At 36.5% G+C, this 23,709-nt stretch carries 16 protein-coding genes, 11 tRNA genes and 2 other annotated features; of the genes, 24 read left to right on the top strand and 3 right to left on the bottom strand.

The features are described from left to right. Nucleotides 1–63: 63 nt before the first annotated feature. Together BW929_RS14050 and BW929_RS14045 are read left to right on the top strand one after the other, a co-directional pair. A tRNA-Met gene (locus BW929_RS14050) sits at nt 64–140 on the top strand. 23 nt (nt 141–163) lie between these two features. Next, nucleotides 164–239, top strand: a tRNA-Phe gene (locus BW929_RS14045). 104 nt (nt 240–343) lie between these two features. On the opposite strand, the gene BW929_RS14040 is transcribed toward BW929_RS14045, so the two are convergent. Beyond that, complete coding sequence (locus tag BW929_RS14040) at nt 344–1,315, bottom strand: ABC transporter substrate-binding protein (RefSeq protein WP_076546113.1); 972 nt, start codon at nt 1,313–1,315, stop codon at nt 344–346. A 195-nt stretch (nt 1,316–1,510) separates the two neighbouring features. On the opposite strand from BW929_RS14040, the gene BW929_RS14035 reads away from it, so the two are divergent. Continuing rightward, the gene (locus tag BW929_RS14035; RefSeq protein WP_076546112.1) at nt 1,511–2,032 is read left to right on the top strand and encodes a peptidylprolyl isomerase; all 522 of its coding nucleotides are present in this window, start codon (nt 1,511–1,513) and stop codon (nt 2,030–2,032) included. Between the two features lie 160 nt (nt 2,033–2,192). Next, nucleotides 2,193–4,148 carry an elongation factor G gene (locus BW929_RS14030; RefSeq protein WP_076546111.1) on the top strand — a complete coding sequence of 652 codons (1,956 nt, stop codon included), beginning with the start codon at nt 2,193–2,195 and terminating at the stop codon, nt 4,146–4,148. A gap of 119 nt (nt 4,149–4,267) precedes the next feature. On the opposite strand, the gene BW929_RS14025 is transcribed toward BW929_RS14030, so the two are convergent. Beyond that, nucleotides 4,268–4,355, bottom strand: a tRNA-Leu gene (locus tag BW929_RS14025). A 180-nt stretch (nt 4,356–4,535) separates the two neighbouring features. Here BW929_RS14025 and BW929_RS14020 point away from each other — a divergent pair. The 20 genes from BW929_RS14020 (at nt 4,536) to BW929_RS13925 (ending at nt 20,802) form a co-directional block, all read left to right on the top strand. After that, nucleotides 4,536–5,978 carry an LCP family protein gene (locus BW929_RS14020; RefSeq protein ID WP_076546110.1) on the top strand — a complete coding sequence of 481 codons (1,443 nt, stop codon included), beginning with the start codon at nt 4,536–4,538 and terminating at the stop codon, nt 5,976–5,978. A gap of 184 nt (nt 5,979–6,162) precedes the next feature. Next, nucleotides 6,163–6,238 (top strand) — tRNA-Val (locus tag BW929_RS14015). An 86-nt stretch (nt 6,239–6,324) separates the two neighbouring features. Continuing rightward, nucleotides 6,325–6,401, top strand: a tRNA-Asp gene (locus BW929_RS14010). A gap of 4 nt (nt 6,402–6,405) precedes the next feature. Further along, nucleotides 6,406–6,481 (top strand) — tRNA-Phe (locus BW929_RS14005). A gap of 5 nt (nt 6,482–6,486) precedes the next feature. Continuing rightward, nucleotides 6,487–6,561 (top strand) — tRNA-Gly (locus BW929_RS14000). A 16-nt stretch (nt 6,562–6,577) separates the two neighbouring features. Beyond that, a tRNA-Cys gene (locus BW929_RS13995) sits at nt 6,578–6,652 on the top strand. Between the two features lie 68 nt (nt 6,653–6,720). Then, nucleotides 6,721–6,809, top strand: a tRNA-Leu gene (locus BW929_RS13990). Between the two features lie 62 nt (nt 6,810–6,871). Further along, a tRNA-Val gene (locus tag BW929_RS13985) sits at nt 6,872–6,948 on the top strand. A gap of 12 nt (nt 6,949–6,960) precedes the next feature. After that, nucleotides 6,961–7,049, top strand: a tRNA-Leu gene (locus BW929_RS13980). A gap of 91 nt (nt 7,050–7,140) precedes the next feature. Next, nucleotides 7,141–7,386: a binding site (T-box leader), on the top strand. Between the two features lie 56 nt (nt 7,387–7,442). Then, entirely contained in the window at nt 7,443–9,374 is a 1,932-nt protein-coding gene (gene thrS / locus BW929_RS13975; protein WP_076546109.1) for a threonine--tRNA ligase, read from the top strand. A 285-nt stretch (nt 9,375–9,659) separates the two neighbouring features. After that, nucleotides 9,660–10,220: a translation initiation factor IF-3 gene (infC, locus tag BW929_RS13970; RefSeq protein WP_076546108.1), complete on the top strand. Its 561-nt coding sequence runs from the start codon at nt 9,660–9,662 to the stop codon at nt 10,218–10,220. An 85-nt stretch (nt 10,221–10,305) separates the two neighbouring features. Beyond that, nucleotides 10,306–10,500 (top strand): 50S ribosomal protein L35, encoded by a 195-nt coding sequence (gene rpmI, locus BW929_RS13965; protein WP_076546107.1) that lies wholly within the window; start codon nt 10,306–10,308, stop codon nt 10,498–10,500. A gap of 63 nt (nt 10,501–10,563) precedes the next feature. Further along, the gene (rplT, locus tag BW929_RS13960; protein WP_076546106.1) at nt 10,564–10,923 is read left to right on the top strand and encodes a 50S ribosomal protein L20; all 360 of its coding nucleotides are present in this window, start codon (nt 10,564–10,566) and stop codon (nt 10,921–10,923) included. 4 nt (nt 10,924–10,927) lie between these two features. Beyond that, complete coding sequence (locus BW929_RS13955) at nt 10,928–11,737, top strand: TrmH family RNA methyltransferase (RefSeq protein WP_076546105.1); 810 nt, start codon at nt 10,928–10,930, stop codon at nt 11,735–11,737. A 47-nt stretch (nt 11,738–11,784) separates the two neighbouring features. Then, nucleotides 11,785–12,003 (top strand) — a binding site (T-box leader). Between the two features lie 68 nt (nt 12,004–12,071). Further along, nucleotides 12,072–13,097 carry a phenylalanine--tRNA ligase subunit alpha gene (gene pheS / locus BW929_RS13950; protein ID WP_076546104.1) on the top strand — a complete coding sequence of 342 codons (1,026 nt, stop codon included), beginning with the start codon at nt 12,072–12,074 and terminating at the stop codon, nt 13,095–13,097. A gap of 91 nt (nt 13,098–13,188) precedes the next feature. Beyond that, complete coding sequence (gene pheT, locus BW929_RS13945; RefSeq protein ID WP_076546103.1) at nt 13,189–15,621, top strand: phenylalanine--tRNA ligase subunit beta; 2,433 nt, start codon at nt 13,189–13,191, stop codon at nt 15,619–15,621. A gap of 72 nt (nt 15,622–15,693) precedes the next feature. Next, on the top strand, nt 15,694–16,044 hold the full coding sequence (locus BW929_RS13940) for a cell division protein ZapA (protein ID WP_076546102.1): 351 nt from the start codon (nt 15,694–15,696) through the stop codon (nt 16,042–16,044). Beyond that, nucleotides 16,045–16,536 (top strand): CvpA family protein, encoded by a 492-nt coding sequence (locus BW929_RS13935; protein WP_076546101.1) that lies wholly within the window; start codon nt 16,045–16,047, stop codon nt 16,534–16,536. 62 nt (nt 16,537–16,598) lie between these two features. Continuing rightward, complete coding sequence (polX, locus tag BW929_RS13930; protein ID WP_076546100.1) at nt 16,599–18,344, top strand: DNA polymerase/3'-5' exonuclease PolX; 1,746 nt, start codon at nt 16,599–16,601, stop codon at nt 18,342–18,344. An 82-nt stretch (nt 18,345–18,426) separates the two neighbouring features. Next, entirely contained in the window at nt 18,427–20,802 is a 2,376-nt protein-coding gene (locus BW929_RS13925; protein WP_076546099.1) for an endonuclease MutS2, read from the top strand. 115 nt (nt 20,803–20,917) lie between these two features. On the opposite strand, the gene BW929_RS13920 is transcribed toward BW929_RS13925, so the two are convergent. Continuing rightward, nucleotides 20,918–23,326: a penicillin-binding protein 1A gene (locus BW929_RS13920; protein WP_076546098.1), complete on the bottom strand. Its 2,409-nt coding sequence runs from the start codon at nt 23,324–23,326 to the stop codon at nt 20,918–20,920. Nucleotides 23,327–23,709 lie beyond the last annotated feature (383 nt).

Genomic DNA, 23,709 nt, shown 5'->3' with positions numbered 1-23,709 from the left:
GGCAGAGCACCTGACTTTTAATCAGGTTGTCGGAGGTTCGAATCCTCCATGGCTCACCATTGACGCGGGGTAGAGCAGTCTGGTAGCTCGTCAGGCTCATAACCTGGAGGTCATCGGTTCGAATCCGGTCCCCGCAACCATTTTTAATTATAAGTACATATCAGGTGGGATAGCTCAGTCGGTAGAGCAGTGGATTGAAAATCCACGTGTCGACAGTTCGATTCTGTCTCCCACCACCATTTTTATGATATTAAAGCCAGGCATTAAGCCTGGCTTCTTTTTTTACAATATTATATTTTGAATTTGAAGTTTAAATAATCTTTGATTGATTTTTCAAAAATGATTATTCTGTAAAGATCGTGTCTGCAGATTCTAATAGTTCAGCCGGTATATCTAAATTTATACGTTCGGCTGCTTTTTTATTTATATAGAGTTTCAAATCTTCTGATGATTCAACTGGCATTTCCGCAGGTTTAGATCCATTTAATATCCTGGCTGCCATTGAACCTGTCTGTCTGCCCAATTGATAATAGTCTATTCCCAGAGTTGCAATTGCTCCCTGTTTAACTGAATTATTTTCGGAAGCAAAAACGGGGATTTGATTGTTGTATGCTGTCTGAAGCACAGTTGGCATTGCTGAAACAATAATATTATCTGTAGGAACATAAATAGCATCCACACTGCCCACAAGCGAAGATACAGCCAGACTTACTTCACTACTATTGCTGACAGTTCCTTCTTCAATATTTACTTCCATTTTTTTTGCTTTCTCTTTGGCTAAGTCAACCTGAACAACTGAATTAACTTCTCCTGGATTATATAAAATTCCAATAGTTTTAATTTCTGGTAAAAATTCTTTGATTAATTCTAGCTGTTTGGCCACTGGATTCATGTCTGTAGTTCCTGTTACATTGGCACCTGGTGTTTCCATGCTGTTAACCACACCTGCTTCAACCGGGTCTGTAACTGCTGTTATTAAGACAGGTATGTTTTTTAATACATTAGCAGCAGTTTGAGCCGAAGGAGTGGCAATAGCCAGCACTAAATCGGGACTATTTTGTTTAAATCTTTGAGCAATTGTCTGAGCAGTTGAGAAATCAGCCTGAGCATTTTGTAAATCAACCTTCAAATTTTCGCCCTCAATAAAGCCTTCATCTGTGAGCTGATCAATAAAACCCTCTCTGGCGAGGTCTAAGGATGGGTGTTCAACAAACTGTGAGATTCCTATTTCATATTCTTCTGCCGCTGCAAATACTGTTAGGATAAATAAGAAAATAAAACTTAAAGTAAATACAGTTAATAATTGTTTTTTCATTATCTCTTCTCCCTTCTCGTGAAAATTAAATTATTTGAATTAATTATATAATCAATTGCTTTCTCCTGTCAATTTTGAAATTTCTAATAACTAGGTAAACAAGTGTGTAATATTTGAATTCGAACTTTGATTTTTTGCTAATTTTGTATATAATAAAGTAGTAAACGTAAATAAAATTAATTTGAGGTGTTATATATGTCAAAAAATCCAGAAGTTACAATAACAATGGAAGATGGAAAAGAGATAAAATTGGAATTATATCCTGATAAAGCAGAGAACACAGTCAAAAACTTTATTGAACTGGCAGCAGATGGATATTATGATGGCCTTAAGTTTCATAGGATAATTAAAGGTTTTATGATTCAGGGGGGCTGTCCTGAAGGTACTGGAATGGGTGGTCCTGGATATTCAATTAAGGGAGAATTTTCTGCTAATGGCTATGATAATGATTTGAGTCATAAAAGGGGAGTTATTTCGATGGCCAGGAGTTCTCATCCTGATTCAGCTGGCTCTCAGTTTTTTATAGTCCATAATGATTCTCCTCATTTAGATGGCAAGTATGCTGCCTTTGGTGAGGTTACAGAAGGTATGGATGTTGTTGATCAGATTGCTGATGTAGAGACAGGAGCTAGAGATATGCCCAGAGAAGATCAAATTATGGAATCTGTAAAAGTTAATACATTTGGTGAAGAGTACGAATCTGCCATAAGAATTTAGCTGAACTTTAAGAATTTCTAGAAATTAAAAGAGCAGAATGTCTTTTTGGTATCTGTAATAAATAGAGGTAGGTATAATTTACTGGCTATTAAAAAATATGAACTGAAAGACTGGCAGTTAATTCTGTCAGTTTTTCTTTTAAACAGGTGGTGAAAGATAAATTAATAAAGTTATAGGAGTTGCAGCTCATGTAGATGCAGGTAAAACAACATTTTCGGAAAGTTTAATGTACCACAGCCAGACAATTAAAACTAAAGGTAGAGTTGATCATCAGAACTCACATCTGGATACTCATCCTCTTGAGAAAAAACGAGGTATTACTATTTTTACTGATCAGGCAATTTTAAAATACCAGGGTGATAAGTATTTTTTGCTGGATACTCCCGGTCATATTGATTTTTCGCCAGAAATGGAAAGAACACTTAAAGTACTTGATTATTTAATTATAATTGTGAGTGCTGTGGAAGGAATAGAAGGTCATACAGAAAGAGTATGGGAACTTGCAGCAGAAGAAAGTTTACCTGTGTTCTTTTTTATTAATAAATGTGATAGAAAAGGTGCCGGGGCCAGTAGAATTTTAACTGAATTAAAAAATGATTTTAGCCAGGATATTTTTCATATTCCAGCCCTGGAAAATGAAATGCCTGATTCGAAATTAATAGAATTTTCTGCAGAAAGAAATGAAAAACTGTTGAAGTTATATCTGGCAGAAAAATTAGATAAAGAAATATTTTTGCAGGAAATAAAAAAGATGATTCAGCAAAGAAAAATTTTTATGGCGGCTTCTGGTTCTGCTCTTAATGATAGTGGAGTAAAAGAGTTTTTTGGGAGACTCTCTCTGCTGACAGAAACATTTTATCAAAAAAAAGAGGAGGAACAGCTGCAAGCATTATTATATAAAATATCTCATGATCAGAATCAGAATAGAATTTCACATATTAAAGTTTTAAGTGGTAGTCTGCAAGTAAGAGATGAACTTGAATATCAGCAAAATGATAGAATTTTAAAGGAAAAAATCACTGAAATGCGTTTTTATAGTGGGCGTAGTTATCAAAATACTGATCAGGTTAAGGCAGGAGAAATTGCAGGAGTTTTAGGATTAACAGAAGCAAGAGTAGGGACTACCTTTGGTAAGCTGGATAATCAGAAAAATTGCAAACAGCAAACTGCTTTAAAAACAAAGGTTATCTATGCCGACAAAGTTAATACCCGTAAACTTTTGGAAGCTTTTAAGATTCTGGAGGCGGAAGATCCTTCATTAAATATAGCCTGGAACTCAAAAACAAAAGAGATTCAGGTTAATGTAATGGGACGGGTCCAGCTTGAAATATTAAAAAGTTTGGTAAAACAAAGATTTGGATACCAAATCGATTTTGCTCGACCTAATATAATATATAAAGAAACAATAAAAGGAAAGGTAAAAGGTTACGGTCATTTTGAACCTTTAAAACACTATGCTGAAGTGCATTTGCAAATTGAAGCAGCTCCCAGAAACAGTGGAATCATCTTTGAGAATAGAGCAAGTATTGATGATTTGAGTAAAGGTCTGCAGAATCTAATCAAACAGCATATTTTAGAAAAGGAGCACAGAGGGATTTTAACAGGGAGTCCGCTTACAGATCTAAAAATAACTTTATTAACTGGCAGAGCACACCAAAAACATACCAGTGGTGGTGATTTCAAAGAAGCCACTTATAGAGCTCTGCGTCAGGGACTTGAAAAAGCAAATAATTTACTTTTAGAACCATTTTATGAATTTAAAATTAAAGTTGAGCTGAATCATCTGGGCAGAGTTATTTCTGATATTGAAAAAGCAAATGGTAGTTTTAGTTCTCCTGTCATTGATGGGGATCAAGCTGTAATTAAGGGGAAGGCACCTGCAGCTAATTTTGAGGATTATCCGGTTAGATTGAGAACTTTTACTGGAGGGAGAGGAATTATTACTCTCAAATTTTATGGTTATGATACCTGTCATAATAAATTGGAAGTCATTGATGCAAGTAGTTATGATAAAAATAACGATCCTGAATATCCTTCTTCCTCAATCTTTTGTGCCAGAGGAAAAGGTTACACAGTTAGCTGGGATCAGGTGGAATCGGAGATGCATTTATTGTAATTTTAATGATTATTGCTGAACAAGAGAAAAGTTATAGATTTTTATTAGAAATCAAAAACCCCCAAGAAACCTGAACTACCAGGGTAAACTTGGGGGTAAATTATCTGATTAAATTAAAATGGTGCCGAAGGAGGGATTCGAACCCTCACAGGCAAAATGCCCACAGCGCCCTCAACGCTGCGCGTCTGCCAGTTCCGCCACTTCGGCATCACAATTATAAATTATACCATAAAAATTTACTTTGTCAATAAAATTTTGAAAATAAATTTTTTCTGACTGAAATAAAAAAATTTTGAATATTAATCGGGTAAAGAAATTACTTTGATGCAGGAATTGAACTCATAATCACGAATATTATGAATATAAGGGAATAGGGAGGCAATAACATTGGCAGAAAAAAATACAAATAACAATCAAAAATCCAATAAGAAACATAGATGGATAGGAATCTTTCTAATAGCTTTACTTTTATTATTTATAGGTCTGGCTGGTTATTATTTAGAGAGAGATTTAGAGCCTGTACCGGAAAATCAGATTGAGCAGCAGGAAGAAATTGGGCAGAATGATGCTGGCCCAGAAAGGGAAGAAGCTACAACTGAACAATTAACTGATAAAGAAGATAAAAGTAAAGAGCGCTCTGATATGACTGATAGAGAAGATATTTCTGAAAGTGTAGAATCCGAGCTTGAAAAAGATAAAACAGATAAAACGATTGAAAAAGAACAAACAACAGAACAAACAGATGAAACTGAACAAGCCGATGAAACAGAATCAATAGATCAAAAAGATCAAAAAGATCAAAAAGACGTTGAGCAGGCGGATAATAAATCAGAAACTGAAGAAACATCTACCTCAGGTGATCTTGATTCAGAAGCCGAATCTGATATTCAGGTTAATAAAGAGATAAAAGATAAAAAAGACGTAACTGATGCTGAATCTGCGGGAGAAGATTTAAAAAGTTCTGAAGCTGAGGATATTAAACAGCCGGACTCATCAAAATCTGAGTTAGAAGATTCTAACTCAACTAAAGTTACTCAAGATCAGCCAGTGTCTGATTCCGCTGAAAAAGAAACTGAAACAAAGACAGAGCAGCTGGAAAAAGATTCTGCTGTAAAAGAAACTAAAACAAAAACGGATATTGAAAAGGAACTTGAAGATCCATCGCTAATTGAACGTATTTTGTCTATTCTGGGACTTGCTGAAAGTGATTTTACTCAAAATCTAAATATACTATTTGTGGGCCTTGATGATGAAGAAAGTGTGTCTATTGGTAGTATTGAAGCTGATTCGATAATGGTGGCAAAGTTACGTCCTGAAAATAATAAACTTCAGATTGAGCATATTGACGAGGATACAGTTTATAAAGGAGAATTATTACGTGAATATCATGATGGGGATATCCAGCCAGCAGTAGAAGAGATCAGCGGCAATAAAATAGATTATTATGTATATGTAAATTATCTTGGTTTTGAAAAAGTTATTGACGAGCTTGGTGGTGTTTCTATTACTCTGGACCAGGAAGTGAAAGTTCCAGGTTTAGGATTGAACTTAAAAGCCGGTGATAATTTATTATCCGGTAAAGAAGCTTTGAACTTTGTTCGTTGGCGGTCATCTGATTCACTCGAAAGATTTGAACGCCAGAAATTATTAATAAATTCTGTAATGGCGAAATTAAAGTCTAATAATATATTATTTAATGTTAAGGAACTTTATAACACAATAGTTGAAAGTTACAATTCTATAGAAACAGATATTAATCCTGTTCTGGCAGCTGAAATTTTTAATTATATCCGTGAAAATAAAGAACTTGAGTTAGAGTATATTGATTAGATTAGTAAAATTAAGCTTTTAAGAAAAAATTATCTGCAGTCGATTTTTTAAGTATTTAGTAGTATATTTAACATAAAATAATTTAATTACTTATAACAGTCTATATTTAATTTTGACTTAAAGTAGCTTTTTATATATACTAGTTATTGCTGACGCGGTAATTGTACTTTTGATTGCTGCAGATGGGCGAATAGCTCAGTTGGGAGAGCACCTGCCTTACAAGCAGGGGGTCACAGGTTCGAGCCCTGTTTCGCCCACCATTTTTATTTGCAAATTTAATATAAAATATAAGAAGTTGTGTAGCATTCTTTTTTCTAATTTTCTACATTTTACTTCTTAAAAACGCGGAGGTGTAGCGTAGCGGTTTAACGCGCCGGCCTGTCAAGCCGGAGATCGCGGGTTCAAATCCCGTCTCCTCCGCCATTCTGGTGGGATAGCTCAGTCGGTAGAGCAGTGGATTGAAAATCCACGTGTCGACAGTTCGATTCTGTCTCCCACCACCATTTTTGCGGGAATAGCTCAGTGGTAGAGCATCACGTTGCCAACGTGAGGGTCGCGAGTTCAAATCTCGTTTCCCGCTCCATTTTATTTGCAGCCTGGGCGGCATAGCCAAGTGGTAAGGCAGAGGACTGCAAATCCTTTATTCGTCGGTTCAAATCCGTCTGCCGCCTCCATTTATATTTTACAAATGATTAACTGACTGTTATAATAAAAAATGTTGCAAGCTAAATCTTACATATATGCCGGGGTGGCGGAATTGGCAGACGCATCGGACTTAAAATCCGGTGGGAATTTATTCCCGTGTCGGTTCGAGCCCGACCCCCGGCACCACTTTTTTGCTTGTATAATATTTTTTTACAAATGATTATTTAAAATGCTGACTTAAATTTTAAGTTGGTATAGCTCAGTTGGTCAGAGCGCTACGTTGACATCGTAGAGGCCAGTGGTTCGAATCCACTTACCAACACCATTTTAATAATATGCCGGGGTGGCGGAATTGGCAGACGCATCGGACTTAAAATCCGGTGGGAATTTATTCCCGTGTCGGTTCGAGCCCGACCCCCGGCACCACTTTTCCACATTTTAGTGTGGAATTTTCTGTTTTTTAGTTTAATTTGACTTTTTAGATTTTAAGGCATATAATAATAAAAAATAAAGTAATATAAATGCACTGATCGGGAAGAGTAAATTCAATTGAGAGTTAAAAGAGAATTGTGCCGGCGGCTGAAAGCACATAATTTTTCAGTGAATTGAAAACCACCCGGGAGCAGATAGGAGGAATTTAGTATTTCTATCCGGTTAATCCGTTATCTTGATGAGTGAATAATAATTTTAATTATTTTATTAAAATAGAATGTTTATAATTATTATTAACTAGAGTGGAACCGCGCAATCCGTCGTCTCTATTATGAGATGAGGGATTTTTTTATTTTATTAAAGTATATTATAAGAGGAGGAAATTTAATGGAAAATGTAAAAGTAACACTGCCAGATGGATCGGTTAAAGAATATGAGCCGGGAACAACAGTTAAAGATGTTGCTTATTCTATTGGTAGTGGTTTGGGCAGAGATGCAATTGCTGGAATTGTAAATGGACAGGAAGTAGATGCTAGCTATTCAATTGAAGAAGATATTGAGCTTTCAATTATAACAATTGATAGTGATGATGCACTGGAGATTATCCGCCATACAACTTCTCATGTTATGGCACAGGCTGTAAAGAGATTATATGATAATGTTCAGGTTGCAATTGGGCCAGCTATTGATGATGGATTTTATTATGATTTTAATTTAGATGAAACTTTTAATGAAGAATCATTAGCAGAAATTGAAGCAGAAATGCAGAAAATAATTGACGAAGATATTGAAATTGAAAGAAAAATTCTTCCCCGTGCGGAAGCAATAGAATTAATGAAAGAAAGAAACGAAAAATACAAGCTGGAATTAATTGAAGAACTCGAGGATGAGATGATCAGCCTTTATTACCAGGGAGATTTTGTTGATCTCTGTCGTGGACCCCACCTTCCTTCTACTGGTTATATAAAAGCATTTAAACTGCTCAATGTAGCAGGAGCTTACTGGCGTGGTGACGAGAATAATGAGATGCTGCAGCGAATTTACGGTACAGCTTTTGCTTCCGAAAAAGACTTAGAAAAATATTTAACAAGAATTGAAGAAGCCAAAAAGCGTGATCACAGAAAAATTGGAAAAGAATTAGATTTATTCAGTATGCAGGAAGAGGGGAGAGGTTTTCCTTTTTTCCATCCTAAAGGGATGGCACTTAGAAATGAACTTGTTGATTTCTGGAAAGAAGAGCACCGTAAAGATGGTTATGAAGAAATAAAAACTCCCATTATTTTAGATGAGTCTCTCTGGCATCAATCAGGCCACTGGGATCATTATAAAGATAATATGTATTTTACAGAAATTGATGGAGAAACTCATGCAGTTAAACCGATGAACTGTCCGGGTGGGATTTTGGTTTATAAGGATTCTATGCACAGTTATCGTGAGCTGCCGATTAAAATGGCAGAGTTGGGACTGGTTCACCGTCATGAAATGTCAGGTGCCTTACATGGTTTGATGAGGGTTAGAAGTTTTACTCAGGATGATGCCCACATTTACTGTCTGCCGGAACAGATCGAAGATGAGTTAAGTGGAGTAATAAAACTTGTAGATAAAATATATAGTGCTTTTGGTTTTAAATATAATGTTGAATTAAGTACCAAACCAGAAAAGGCCATGGGAGCTGATGAACTCTGGGATAAAGCTACAGATGCCCTGCGTAGTGCTATTGAGAAAAACGAACTTGATTACGAAGTAAATGAGGGTGATGGAGCTTTTTACGGACCTAAGATTGATTTTCATTTAGAAGATAGTCTGGGTAGAACCTGGCAGTGTGGGACAATTCAGCTTGACTTCCAAATGCCAGAGCGTTTTGATTTAACTTATATTGGACAGGATGGAGACGAGCATCGTCCGGTTATGATTCACCGAGCAATTTATGGAAGTATAGAACGTTTTATAGGAATACTAATTGAGCATTTTGCTGGTGCCTTCCCGACCTGGTTAGCTCCAGTTCAGGTTGAAGTAATTCCTGTTTCTGATGATCAGATTGATTACGCCTTAAAAGTTAAGGAAGCCCTTAAAAAAGAAAGCATTAGGGTAGAAGTTGATAGCCGCTCAGAACAGGTTGGTTATAAAATTAGAGATGCTCAGGTTAAACAGGTTCCATATATGTTAATTGTCGGTGGACGTGAAGAGGAAGCAGGAACAGTTTCTGTTCGCGAAAGGCGTGAAGGAGATCTAGGTACAAGTAAAATTGAAGATTTTAAAGCTAGAATTCTTCAGGAAATTGCAAAAAAAGAAATCAATACTGAAGATAGTTTAAAATAAATAACAGCTGGCCTAAAATAATAAAGCTACCTTCTTTTTTGAGATCAAGAGAGGGTAGTTTTTTTCTTTTATTTTCTTGACAGTTAGTTACCCCTGTGCTATACTAATTAAGGAAAAGAAAGTAGAAACACCTGTTTCTCACCAGTAAAAGCTGGTTAATATCAGTTTCTCGCTTAAATAACTAAATTTCTGCGGGAAAAGTAGGCTTATCTTTAGGGGATAGTCTATCTTCAGCTGATTATTGAATTTAACGGGTGGTTTCTACCACTCGTTTTTTTATTTTATATTCGTTTTCGTTTTTTTATATCACTCAGGAGGTGCATAAATATCGTTAATGATTTAAGAGTTAATGATCGTATTAGAGCAAGAGAGGTTCGTCTGATCGATCAAGAAGGAGAGCAAATTGGTATCAAGTCGCTGGATGAGGCACTGGACGCTGCAGCAGAACAGGGTTTGGACTTAGTAGAAGTTGCTCCACAGGCTAATCCACCTGTATGCAGAATTATGGATTATGGAAAGTATAAGTACGAACAGGCTAAGAAAGAAAAAGAAGCCAAAAAGAATCAAAACGTAATGAATGTCAAAGAAGTTCAGATGGGAGTAAAGATTGAAGACCATGACTTTAACGTTAAGTTAAAGCAAGCTCGAAGATTCCTCAACAATAAGGATAAAGTTAAAGTTAGAATCCGTTTTAGAGGAAGAGAAATGATGCATAAAGAGCTTGGTTATGACCTGATGGACCGCCTTATTGAAGGAACTGAAGATATTGGTAAGGTAGAAAGCAAGCCGAAAATGGAAGGTAGAAACATGATGATGTTTCTAACTCCAGAAAGTGATAAACAGTAGTAGAACAAATAACTTATTAATATTAATATTTTAAGTAGGTTATTTTAAAATATCCACAATTATTACAGTATTAGGAGGTTAAATCATGCCAAAGCAAAAAACACACAAGGGAATTGCTAAGCGAGTTAAAACTACAGCTAATGGTAAACTTAAGCACCATAAGGGTTTTCACAGCCATATTTTAACTAAAAAATCTGGAAATAGAAAAAGACAGCTGCGAAAAGCTAAGTTATTAAGTAAGTCATATCAAAAACGTTACAAAAAATTACTACATGGATAAACTAATATAAGCAAATAATTTTAAATAATAAATGTTAAATTACTGGAAGGAGTGTCATTTAAGATGCCACGTGTAAAAAGAGGAAATAAGGCGCGCAAGCGTAGAAAAAAAGTTTTAAAGATGGCCAAGGGATATTTTGGATCCCGCAGCAAGTTATATCGTCCTGCTAATCAGGCGGTAATGAAGTCTTTACATTATGCTTACAGAGATAGAAGAAATAAAAAGAGAGAGTTTAGAAGATTATGGATTACCAGAATCAATGCAGCAGCTAGAAACGAAGGTCTTTCCTACAGCCGTTTTATCAATGGTTTAAGACAGGCAGAGGTAGAAATTGATCGTAAAATGTTAGCTGATTTAGCAGTTAATGATTCTGATGCTTTTGCTGATTTAGTTGATGTAGCAAAAGAGCAGTTAGGAAATTAATTAGATGGATATAATCAGCAGTTCTCAAAACGATAAAGTTAAATATCTAAATAAGCTTTACCGGAGTAGAAACCGGCGCAAGGAAGGTGTTTTTATTCTGGAAGGTAAGAGGCTTATTGAGGCTGCATTAGCAGGAGGAGCAGATTTCAAACAGGTCTTTCTCACTCCTGCTTTTTTTAAATCAGCTGAGAATGATAATTTGCTGGCTGATTTAAAATTAAAGTCTGAGTTTATTTATCTTGAAGAACAACTGTTAAAAGAAACCGCCTCGACTGTTAATCCTCAGGAAATTTTAGCGGTAGTTAAAGAATCCGTTTTTAAGGGTGAGGATTTTTATCAGCAGGCAGATAAAATTTTGCTGCTGGATAGGATCCAGGATCCCGGAAATATGGGAACAATGATCAGAACAGCTGTTGCTGCAGGTTTTGATGGGGTAATTGCTCTCAAAGGCTCAGTCGATATTTACAATCAAAAAGTTATTAGAGCGACAATGGGCGGTATCTTTTCTATTGCAGTTCGCCAGAAGTTAAGTCAGGAAGAATTTATGTCTGAAATTGATTCTCGGGCAGCTGACTACGAACTGCTGGCTGCAGATATTGAGGCAGAAGAATATCATTTTCAGCACCGGTATCAGGATAAACTAATTTTAATGATCGGTAATGAGGCCAATGGAATTGATCAGAAACTTTTGGCAGCAGCAACTTCAAAGATTAAAATACCACTGGCAGGAGAAATTGAATCATTAAATGCAGCGGTTGCGGCTTCAGTTATTTCTTTTGAAATACTTTCACAGAGTTTAAAAAAAGATAGTTGAGCTGATTTTCTTTCTGTGGTATAATCATAAAAGAATTAAATAAATAATTAAAGGCTGAGAAGGAGAGAGTAACTAAAGGAGATTTTAAGAGAGATTAACTGCAGCAGCTGAAAGCAGTTAAATTATCAATTTTAGTGAAGTTCACTCTGGAGCTGGAGGCTGAAAAAAGTAGGCTTTCTCGGAAGCTATTAACTTTCGTTAACAAATAAAGTGATTCCACATTTTGTGGGATAATCAGGGTGGTAACACGGTATCTCGTCCCTTTAGGGCGGGATTTTTTTGTTTTTAGAGAGTAAAATTATTTTATACATACATAAATATGGAGGTGTTAGTTTTGGATCTACTAGATGATCTAAAAAAGATTGAAAAGGAAGCAGAAGCTGAATTAAAAGAAGTGGCAAGTCTTGATCAGTTAGAAGAAATGAGAATTAAGTATTTGGGAAAGAAGGGAGCTATTCAGTCAGTTTTCTCAAAGATGGGGCAAATTGATGCTGATCAGCGTCCGGTTGTTGGTAAAGAGGCTAATATTTTAAAGGGTAAAATTCAGAGCTGGCTGGGTGAACACAAGGAACGCCTGGAAAAAGAGGCGGCACAGAAACGTTTTCAGGCTGAAAAAATTGATGTCAGTCTGCCGGGTTCTAAAGTAGAAGCTGGACGCTCTCATCCACTTTCTCTGGTAACTAAAGAACTTGAGGATATTTTTATCGGACTCGGCTTTGATATTGCGGAGGGACCCGAGGTAGAGAGTGAATATTATAACTTTGAAGCTTTAAATATTCCGGCCCATCATCCGGCCCGTGATTTACAGGATACCCTGTATATTGATGATCATTATCTACTGAGAACTCATACCTCACCGGTTCAGGTCAGAACCATGGAAGCCCAGGAGCCTCCGGTTAGAATTATCGCACCCGGTAGAGTATATCGTTCTGATGAACTGGATGCTTCACATTCACCAATTTTTCATCAGACAGAGGGGCTGGTAATTGATAAAGAGATTTCTTTTAGTGACTTAAAAGGAACAATAGAATTGATTGTAGAAGCCTTATTCGGAAAAGACAGAGATGTCAGGTTCCGTCCCAGCTATTTCCCTTTTACAGAACCGAGTGCAGAAGTTGATGTTTCCTGTATTGTCTGTGGTGGAGAAGGCTGTCCTTTATGTTCCAGAACTGGCTGGCTGGAGATTATGGGAGCGGGAATGGTTCATCCCAATGTACTCGAAATGTCAGGTTATGATAGTGATGTTTATAGTGGTTTTGCCTTTGGTGTTGGACTGGATAGACTTGCTTTATTAAAATATGGAATTGATGATATCAGGGTACTTTATGAAAATGATAAGCGTTTTTTACATCAGTTTTAAATAAATAGAAATAATTAATTCTGCAGACTGATTTAAGCTAATCAGAAGCAGTAAATAAACTGAAGACTGATATAAAGAAAGGATGATAAATTTGCAGATCTCATATAACTGGTTAAAAAAATATATTGATATAAATTTTACTCCCGATGACCTTTCCGAAAAGCTGACAATGGCCGGGCTGGAAGTTGAAGGAGTTGAGTATTTAGGAGAAGGTTTGGAAGATATTGTTATTGCAAAAATTGAAGAAATTAAAGAACATCCAAATGCAGATAAACTTGTCATCTGTATGGTGAAAACTGCAGCAGATAAAAAAGCAATTCCGGTTGTGACTGGTGCTCCCAATGTTGAAACAGGACAGCTGGTACCTTTTGCAGCAGTAGGAACAACTCTTCCTAATGGAATGGAAATTGAAGAAGTCAGGCTCAGAGGTGAGCTTTCGCAGGGAATGATCTGTTCTAAGGATGAACTGGGACTGCAGGAAGAAAGAGCTGAGGGAATTATGGTTCTTGATGATAATGCTCCTTTAGGTGGCAGTTTTCTTAAATACAAGCGTCTGGATGATTATGTTTTCAAACTTGATTTAACTCCAAATTATGCCCGCTGTCTGGGAATGATTGGAGTAGCAAGAGAGATTAAATCTTTATATGCTCAGGAAAAAGATCTAAGAACACCTCCCATTTCTTTTGAGGAAGCGGAAGAACTTGGTGAGATCAATGATTATGTTGAAGTTGAAATTGAAGATCCAGATTTATGCCCCCGTTATACTGCTCGTCTGGTAAAAAATGTTAAGATTAAAGAGTCACCGGAGTGGATTAAACGTCGGCTTAAGGCAGCAGGAATCAGACCGATTAATAATGTAGTTGATATTTCTAACTTTGTTCTAATGGAATATAATCAACCTCTGCACACCTTTGATTTTAATAAAATTAAAGATGGTAAAATTATTGTACGTCGGGCTGAAGCAGAAGAAAAAATGCTGACCTTAGATGAAGAAGAAAGAGTTTTAGATGATGAGATGCTTGTGATTTCTGATCCCGAAAAAGCAGTTGCAGTTGGTGGAGTTATGGGAGGAGCAAATACCGAAGTAACAGAAGAAACTACTGATGTCTTAATTGAATCTGCTTATTTTAATCCAGTAAGCATTCGCAAAACCGCTAAAAAATTAGGAATGCATTCTGATTCTTCCCATCGTTTTGAAAGAGGGGTAGATATTGAAAAAGCTATTGAGGCTAATAATCGTGCCTGTCAGATGCTGGCAAAGTGTGATGGAGCGAAAGTAGTTCCAGGAGTGATTGATAATTATCCTTTAAAATATGAATCAGCAGTAATTACTCTTTCTACAGCTAGAGTTAATGAACTTTTAGGGATTGAATTGGAAGCCAAAGAAGTTAAAGAAAGTCTGGAAAGACTGGGGTTTGAAGTAAATCCAGCTGCTGAAGCTGGAGAGTTGGAAGTTACTGTGCCTTCCTTTAGAACTGATGTAGAGCAGGCAGCTGATTTAGTAGAAGAGATAGCAAGAGTTTATGGTTATAATAAAATACCCTCTACCAGACCAATTTCCAAGCAGCGCGGTAAAAGAAACCCCCAGCAGAAATTCGAAGTAGAGGTTAAAGAACTGCTTCAGGCTGGTGGCCTGGATGAAGTTATAACTTACAGCCTGCAGGATAAAAAGAGCTATCAGGATTTGAATTTAACTCAATTTGAAGATTATGCTAAATTTGTGAGTATTAAAAACCCTCTCAGTGAAGCCTTTGGTATTTTAAGAACCTCTCTGATCCCGGGGATAGTTAATGTATTATCTTCTAATGCTCGCCGCCAGGGTTCCGAAATGGCTGTTTTTGAAACAGGAACAGTTTTTAGAAATAAAGGTGGCAATACCAGGCCTGAGGAACTTAACATGCTTGGAGGTGGTATTTTTGGCCGGAATGTTGATTTGTGGCAGCAGGGAGCTCCCAATTTCTTTGAACTAAAAGGAGTATTGGAGATGCTTTTTGAGAGAATTCAACTGGATAAAGTAAGCTTTATTCCGGATAATGATAACAGAGATTTTCTGCACCCAGGGCGCAGAGCTGAAATCAAATATGATGAAACTCAGACTTTTGGCTTTATTGGAGAAATCCATCCAGAACTTGCAGATCAAAATAATTTACCGGCTGGAACAACTATTTTTGAGCTGGATCTAGACTTTATCTTTGAAAAAACAGCAGAAAAAAGCTATAATTATCAAAAATTAGTCAAGTATCCTGTTCTGGCAAGGGATTTAGCTATAGTTATGGCAGAAGAAATAGCAGTTGGAGATATTCATCAGGCAATTAAAGAGCAGGGTGGAGAAATACTTAAAGGTGTCGAACTTTTTGATATTTATCAGGGAGATCAAATAAAAGATGGCGATAAGAGTGCTGCTTTCCAGTTGAAATTTCAGGCTGATGATAAAACATTAACCGACCAGGAGGTAAATGAGCGTTTTAATCAAATAGTAAAACATCTCAAAAAAGAATATTCTGCAGAAATTAGAGGAAATTAAGATTTAAGGCAGGAATTTCGCCTTTTGTAATGAATATAATAAAGTAGACTACTAAAGCTGGAGATGTTGCTAATGATTAAGGAAAAAAATCAAAATAAGAAAAAATTCAAATTAAATATTCTGGGAGACCAGTTTACTGTGACCGGAGAATTTAGTGAAGAATATATTAATAAACTTGCAGACCATGTAGAAAAAACCGGCAGGGAGATCAAAAATGCTTATCCTAAATTGCCTTTTCGGCGCTTATCTCATCTAACTATGATTAATCTGGCTGATGAATATTTTAAACTTCGCAGTCAGTGTATTGATTTAAGTAAAGAAAAAGAAAGATTAAAAGAGGCCAATCAGAGTTTACATCAGGAATTAAAAAAACTGCGGCAGGAGAATGAGGAATTAAATACTCTACTCGAGGAGGTAGAATAATTGGATATTATTAATTTCCTCGATATCATTATCTTGGTAATCTTACTCTTTTTTGCCTATAATGGTTTTAGAAGAGGATTTATAGATCAGACCAGTACTATACTTGGACTGCTTGCGGCTTTATTTGTGGCCGTTAGACAGTATGAGTATTTTACTCAATTTTTGGAACCGTATTTAGATCTTTCAACTTCGCTGCTGCAGTTTATTTCTTTTGCTGTAATTTTTATAGTTGTTAATATAGTAATTCATGTACTGGGGATTACCCTGAAAAAAATTGTGGATGCTATTTTTCTGCAGCCGGTTGATCGTGCTGCTGGATTTTTGTTGGGGCTGGTAAAAGCTGGGATAATTGTTTATTTATTGATTCTAATTCTGGCCCAGATCCCCTATCAAAAAATTAATGATGTTTTAAATGAATCATTTCTGGCAAAAAGAATCATCGAGGCATCACCCTTTATACAATCAAAGATTGAAGAAATTTTTCGGCCATGAAATTTTCATGGCCTTTTAGCTTTTAATTAAAGTTTTTAATAACAGAGGAAAGAGGTGTTATGATGCAGGAAATAAGCAATAAAGAAATTGCAAAGATTCTGTCAGAATTTGCTGACTTAATGGCAATTAAAGGAGAAAATGACTTTAAGATAAGAGCTTATGCCAATGCAGCTCGTAAAATAGAATCTTACGCCGATAATATTCAGCAGCTGGCAGCGGAGGATAAATTAAAAGATATTAAAGGAATTGGGAGCGGTATTGCAGAATCGATTAATGAACTTCTTCAGAATGGTCTTATCGAGGAAATGGAAGCGATTAAAGCAGAGCTGCCAGCCGGAGTTATAGAAATGACAGATATACAGGGGCTGGGTCCTAAAACAGCGCACCGCTTTTATTATGAATTGGAAATTGAAGATTTGATAGGTCTGGAAAAGGCTCTTAAGGCTGGAAAAGTACAGAAACTTAAGGGTTTTGGGAAAAAGTCAGAGGAAAAATTACTCAGAGCATTAAAAAACCATGAAAAGTATGTTGATAAAATTATTCTGGCAAAAGCTTTAAGAACAGCGGAAGAGATTATTGAAACAATTAAAACTGAGCTTGAGCCTGATCTTTTTGGAGAAATTGAAGTCTGCGGCAGCAGCAGGAGAGCCAAAGAACTGATCGGTGATCTCGATATTTTGATTGCGACTGCAGAGCCGAAAAAGCTTTCCCAAAAAATAAAAAGTCTTGATTTTGTGGCTGAGGTTATTGGCGCTGGAGAGACCAAGGTCAGCATCAGAACTGACCAGGGAGTACAGACTGATTTTAGATTAGTCAGTAAAGAAGAATTTCCGTCTGCCCTCCATTATTTTACCGGATCTCAGGCTCATAATGTAAGGATGAGGCAGCTTGCTAAAGATAAAAATTTAAAGCTGAGTGAATACGGACTTTTTAGAGATGACGGTAGTAAAGAAAAAATTGAATCTGAAGCAGATATTTTTAGAATTCTGGGGCTTGATTATATTATTCCCGAATTGAGAGAAGATCAGGGAGAAATTGAGGCAGCTCAAAGAGGAGAATTACCTAATAGTATTCAGCTGACTGATATTAAAGGGGATCTCCATCTGCATTCCCGCTACAGTGATGGTGCCTTTTCGATTAGGAAAATGGCAGAAGCTGCTAAAGAAAGAGGTTATCAGTATATTGCTGTCACCGATCACTCCCAGTCTCTGACCGTAGCCAGTGGTATGTCAATTAAAGAGTTAAAAGAGCAGCTTGAAGAAATTGATCAACTTAATCAAACTCTGACTGATTTTAGAATATTTAAAGGAGTAGAAGTTGATATTCTTAAAAATGGAGAGCTGGATTTTAAGGATGAGCTGCTGGAAAAAATTGATTTTGTAATAGCTTCTGTGCATAGTTATTTTAACCTTGATGAGGATCAGATGACAGCCAGAATTATCAGAGCAGTTAAAAATCCTCATGTAAATTTAATAGCACATCCCCGGGGAAGAATGCTGGGAGGAAGAGAAGCTTATGCAGTTGATTTAGAAAAAGTAATCAAAATAGCTGCAGAGAATGGCACAGCACTTGAAATTAATGCCTCACCTCAGCGTCTGGATCTGAATGCTGAATGGGCTCGTAAAGTTAAAAAGGCAGGAGGAAAAATCTCAATCAATACTGATGCCCATCATTATAAGGAATACAGTGATATGGAATTTGGAATAGTAACTGCTCGCCGCGGCTGGCTCGAAAAAGAAGATGTGATCAATACTTTTTCCTCAGAACAGCTGCTTGATTTTTTGAAGCAGAAAGGAAATAATTCTTAGTCAATTAACTTTTTGTAAATTATAATAAATATTAGTAATCGAAACGAATTTAGCCATAAAATTAATTCCGGAGGTATTTAAGTTGAAAGAACACAGTCTGGAAGTACTCGAATATAATAAAATTATTAAGATGACTGCTGAGAGATCAGCAACAAAGATTGGAAAAGAAATTATAAAAAAATTAGAACCTGTTAATAATAGCAAATATATTAAAGAAAGACTGGCTGAAGTTACAGCTTTAAAGTCAATGATTAAAGAGTTTTCTACTCCTCCTTTTGGTGGAGTCCGTGATATTAGAGAGGATTTAAAAAAAGCAGCAAAAGGATCTGTACTTTCCACGGATGCAATCACCAGAGTGAGAAGCACCCTGAGAGGAGTTTTTGAGCTTCAGCGCTATTTAGATAATATTGAGTCTGATCTTGATCCGAGAATTATAGAGAGAGAATATCAGATAATTTACGATTTATGCGCAGATCTGCAGAATCGACCTGCACTGGCCAGAGAAATTGATCGCTGTATTAATGAATATGGAGAAGTAGCTGATGATGCAAGTGCTAAACTAAAATCACTGCGCTCAAAAATTGATTCAATAGAGAATTCAATTCGAGATAAACTTGATTCAATAATTAAAAGCAAACACTATCAGGATATGCTCCAGGAAAACATAGTGACCAGAAGAGAAAACCGATATGTTGTACCTGTTAAACAGGAGCAGCGTAATAATTTTGATGGAATAGTCCACGGTCAGTCTGCCAGTGGTCTGACACTTTTTATGGAACCGATGGCTGTAGTTCGTTTAAATAACGAGCTTAGAGAAGTTAGAGCCAGAGAGAGCGCAGAGATTCAGCGCATATTGCAGATGCTCAGCTCAAAAATCGCTCAAGATGAGAGTATTATAAAAAGAGATTTAATGATTTTAAGCAGGCTGGACAGTATCTCAGCAGCCGCAAAGTTTAGTCTTGATTATCAGTGTAATGCCCCTGAAATTAACGAAAAGGGGATTATAGAGTTAAATCAGGCCCGTCATCCGCTTTTGAAAGAAGAACCGGTGCCAATCGATCTTAAGCTTGGTGACGATATTGCAACACTGGTAATTACCGGTCCAAATACCGGTGGTAAAACAGTTGCTTTAAAAACTGTTGGGCTGTTAACTTTAATGACTCAGTCCGGACTGCATATTCCTGCTGCTGCCAATTCTACGGTAGCTGTCTTTAAAAAAATATTTGCTGATATTGGAGATGAACAAAGTATTGAACAAAGCTTAAGTACTTTTTCTTCTCATATGCACCGGATTCGAGAATTTCTGGCAGAATCAGATAATTCTACTCTAGTTTTAATGGATGAACTCGGGGTTGGAACTGATCCTGAAGAGGGGGCAGCCCTGGGTATTTCTATTCTGGAAAAATTGCAGGAAAAAAATGCAATTACTATTGCTACAACCCATTATAGTCAGTTAAAAAGTTATGCCTATACAACAGAGCGAGTCGAAAATGCTTCAGTTGAGTTTGATATTGAAACCTTAAAACCAACTTATAAGTTGATTATGGGGGTTCCAGGAGGTTCCAATGCCTTTGAGATTGCTCTTAGACTGGGAATTCCCAGAGAAATAATTGATCGAGCCCGCACACTTTTAAGTGATGAAGAAATAAAAGTTGAAGATATTATTAATGAACTGAATCAGGAAAGAAACCGCTACCAGCAATTGCGACAGGAGATGGAAGAATATCGAAATCGCGAAAAAGAGTTAAAAGAGAAATATGAAAGTATGATTAAGGAACAGCAGCAGCAGCATGAAAAAGAAATGAAAGCTGCTCGTGAGGAAGCAGAATCGATTGTTGAAGAGACAAAAAAAGAAGCCAGAAGGATAATTTCAAATCTGAAGCAGAAAGATTATACTCAGCGTTCTGAAGTTGATCGAGCTCAGACATCTGCCAACCAGGAGCTTAAAGAGTTGAGTCAAATTTTGGAAGCTGAAAATAAAAAGGAGAAAGAGAAAATTTCTGCAGATAAATTTGAAATAGGTGATCAGGTACGAGTAAGAAGTATCGGCCGTAAGGGTGAGATAACTGCTATTGACCGTGACAAAAAAGAAGCTCAGATTCAGGCTGGAATTATGCAGGTGACAGCCTCTCTGGCCGATCTGGTAAAAGTAGATATCCCTGATGATAATGAAGAAAAACAGCTTAAAAATTATAGAGTTCAGAAAGCTCAGCATGTTTCTCCAAAGCTTGATTTAAGAGGAGAAAGATATGAGGCAGCTCAATATAAAGTCGATAAATATTTAGATGATGCATTTCTAGCGGGTTTAAATGAAGTGGAAATAGTTCACGGGAAGGGAACAGGTGCTTTACGGCAGGCTGTAGAAGAAGTGCTTGCGAAGAATTCTCATGTTAAAGATTATCGCCTCGGTAGACAAAAAGAAGGTGGAATGGGAGTTACGATTGTTAAAATTAAATAGATAGAGATCTATTTATTATCTAATAGATTTATAAAAGGGATTTCTCCTCTGCAAGTAGGAGAAATCCCTTTTTGATTTTAGCATATTATTATTTTTTTATATTTTAAATTAGCAGTTAATCGTTACCAAAGATGTCAAAAAGGCTTCTGATTGGATTTTCTTCTTTTTTCGAATTGTTATTATCTGAGCTTGTATCCTGCTCCTGAGTTAAAGGTGCACTGGCAGGATGACGATTACAGTAACGATCAGGTTTTGTTTCATAGCGAAGATTTCCATTTCGCTGAACCTTTGGAATTCCGTATTCATGATCAATTTGCTGTACTGGCTCACCAGCTGCAATTGTATAGGTTCCTCTAACAAGTTCATCAGATTTTTTGTTTGAATTAACCTCTCTAAATGATTTTTGTGCTGGCCCGATTCTAATATTGGAACCAGAAATATAATGTCTTTCTTCAACCTGATCAGAAGGACAATTCTCTGTTGCCAGCAGTCCACTGGCCTTATCAACTCTAACTGTTTCTACCGGACCATGCAGACTTTCCTTTTGATTCGGTTCAGTCCCTCTTTTATAGGGTAAAACATCAATCCGGGGTGAGTATTCGTTCGCTAATAGCCCGGTATAAGGATCAACGTCTACTTCTATAATATTTTCAGGCATCTGAAAATTGATAACTGGCATATCTTTAACTGCCGCCCGCATGTAGTCTCCCCAAATTTGAGCAGCTTCACCACTACTAACAGTTTTAACATCATATTCCATTGATCTTCGTGTATCTTCACCAATCCAGACACTTGTGGCTATTTGAGATGTAAAACCGACAAACCAGGCATCAGTATAATCATTAGTAGTTCCTGTTTTACCTGCTACATCGCGATTCATCTGTGCTCGATGGCCGGTACCATTATCAACAACACTTTTTAACATGGAAGTAATTAAATAACTATCTTCCTGTGACATTACCATTTTACTTTCAGGCTGTGCTTCGTAAATTAATTTATCATGCTTATTATAGACTCTTGTTATCGCATGGGGTTCGGTATAAATACCCTTGTTGGCAAAGGTGCTGTAAGCAGAAGCCATCTCAAGTGGGGTTACTCCTCGATTTAATCCACCAAGCGCAAGAGAATAGTGATCAGCCAGTCCATCATTTTCAGTAAAAGTCGAAATCCCCAATCTTTTTGTAAAATCAATTACCTTTTTTACTCCTACATCCTTAATTAATTTTACGGCTGCAACATTGACTGAGTGAGTTAAAGCAGTATTTAAATTGATCAACCCTCTGTAATGATCTCCATAATCACGAGGCCAGATACTAAGGTTATTACCCTTACCACTTTCTGAGGCCAGCATAGGTAAATCATTGATTACAGTTCCTGTTGTATAATTACCTTCAATTAAGGCTGTAGAATAAACAAATGGTTTAAAAGCAGATCCCGGCTGTCGTACTGCCTGATAGGCGCGGTTAAACTGATCAGTTCCCCGACCACCAACCATTGCTCTAATAGCACCATTATTTACATCCAGGCTAACAAGTGATAACTGGGGCTGCAGATTTTCACTCTGATTACTCTGAAAAGAGGGAATAAATCCATTTTCAATTTTATTATTAATTGTCTGTTCAGCTAATTTCTGCATTTCAGGGTCTAGAGTTGTATGTACCTTAAGTCCACCACTGTAAACCATCGAAGCTCCAAAACGATCAATTAATTGATCTCTGACATAAAGAATAAAATAATGAGCTCTATTTTCACTTTTTTCTTCAACCGTATCTAAATTTAATTTTTCATTTTTAGCTTTATCTCTTTCCGATTTAGAAATATAATCCAGCTCATACATTCTATCCAGAACAACATTTCTTCTTTTAATAGCAAGTTCCGGGTTTCTTAAAGGAGAATAATTATTTGGTGACTGGGGTAAACCTGCAATTAAAGCAGATTCTGCCAGATCAAGTTCCCAGACATGTTTACCAAAATACTGCAGAGAAGCGGTTTCAACTCCATAAGCACTGTGTCCGAGAAATATTTCATTTAAATACATTTCTAAAATTTCGGATTTAGTATACAGTCTTTCAAATTGAATTGCCAGATATGCTTCCTGAATTTTACGCAGGTAATTTTTATCCAGTGTTAAAAAAGCATTCCTTGCCAGCTGCTGGGTTATTGTACTTGCTCCCTGGTCAAGCAGATCACCTTTCATTATATTATTAACCATTGCACGTCCTATACCCCAGAAGTCAATACCGTGATGTACATAAAATTTAGTATCTTCAATTGCTACAATTGCATTCTTTAAATCTTCCGGCATTCTTTCTAAAGGGACATAGACTCTATTTTCCTTAAATAATTTTGTTAAAAGCTCACCCTTCGCATCATAAATCAGGGTCGCTTCACTTGAACCTTTATAATCACTAATATCAGGAGTATCCTGAATAATCCAGGTGACAGCACCTAAGATAGCGCCTGTTCCCAGGGCAAAAATTAATAAAAAAGTTATTAAAAATATTGCCTTTGTTCTTTTCTTCATTACTTAACCTCCCGTCAATAAAATATTATAACATAAAACAGCTGTTTATGGTACAGAGATTCCGCAAATGATTTTTAAAAAATAAGGAGAATACAGTTCAAACAGTATTCTCAGCAGTAGTTCCAAAATAAAGAATATTAGAAATATTAGTCATACAATTATCCCAATTAAAAACCTTATGATGATTGATAATTCGGGCTTTAATAAAGGAAATCCCCGCCCTTTTTTGAAAGTGTTAATTGACAAGAAAAACACACAAAAAAGGAGACGGGGAAAAATGAAAACTAAAAATCATACATTAAGTTGTTATCAATATTGTAACAGGGTCTACGATTTAATTCAAAAATTAGAGCAGATTGAAGATAAAAGAGTTCATCCTTCAG

Origin of the sequence: Halanaerobium kushneri, assembly GCF_900156285.1 — a bacterium.
Classification (GTDB): domain Bacteria; phylum Bacillota; class Halanaerobiia; order Halanaerobiales; family Halanaerobiaceae; genus Halanaerobium; species Halanaerobium kushneri.
This window is presented reverse-complemented; position numbering and strand designations above follow the sequence as displayed.

What these genes read in the sequence shown, in the direction of transcription:
- BW929_RS14040 (WP_076546113.1), bottom strand. Translation starts at nt 1,315, where the DNA reads ATGAAAAAACAATTATTAACTGTATTTACTTTAAGTTTTATTTTCTTA.
- BW929_RS14035 (WP_076546112.1), top strand. Translation starts at nt 1,511, where the DNA reads ATGTCAAAAAATCCAGAAGTTACAATAACAATGGAAGATGGAAAAGAG.
- thrS (WP_076546109.1), top strand. Translation starts at nt 7,443, where the DNA reads ATGGAAAATGTAAAAGTAACACTGCCAGATGGATCGGTTAAAGAATAT.
- rpmI (WP_076546107.1), top strand. Translation starts at nt 10,306, where the DNA reads ATGCCAAAGCAAAAAACACACAAGGGAATTGCTAAGCGAGTTAAAACT.
- rplT (WP_076546106.1), top strand. Translation starts at nt 10,564, where the DNA reads ATGCCACGTGTAAAAAGAGGAAATAAGGCGCGCAAGCGTAGAAAAAAA.
- BW929_RS13955 (WP_076546105.1), top strand. Translation starts at nt 10,928, where the DNA reads ATGGATATAATCAGCAGTTCTCAAAACGATAAAGTTAAATATCTAAAT.
- BW929_RS13940 (WP_076546102.1), top strand. Translation starts at nt 15,694, where the DNA reads ATGATTAAGGAAAAAAATCAAAATAAGAAAAAATTCAAATTAAATATT.
- polX (WP_076546100.1), top strand. Translation starts at nt 16,599, where the DNA reads ATGCAGGAAATAAGCAATAAAGAAATTGCAAAGATTCTGTCAGAATTT.
- BW929_RS13920 (WP_076546098.1), bottom strand. Translation starts at nt 23,326, where the DNA reads ATGAAGAAAAGAACAAAGGCAATATTTTTAATAACTTTTTTATTAATT.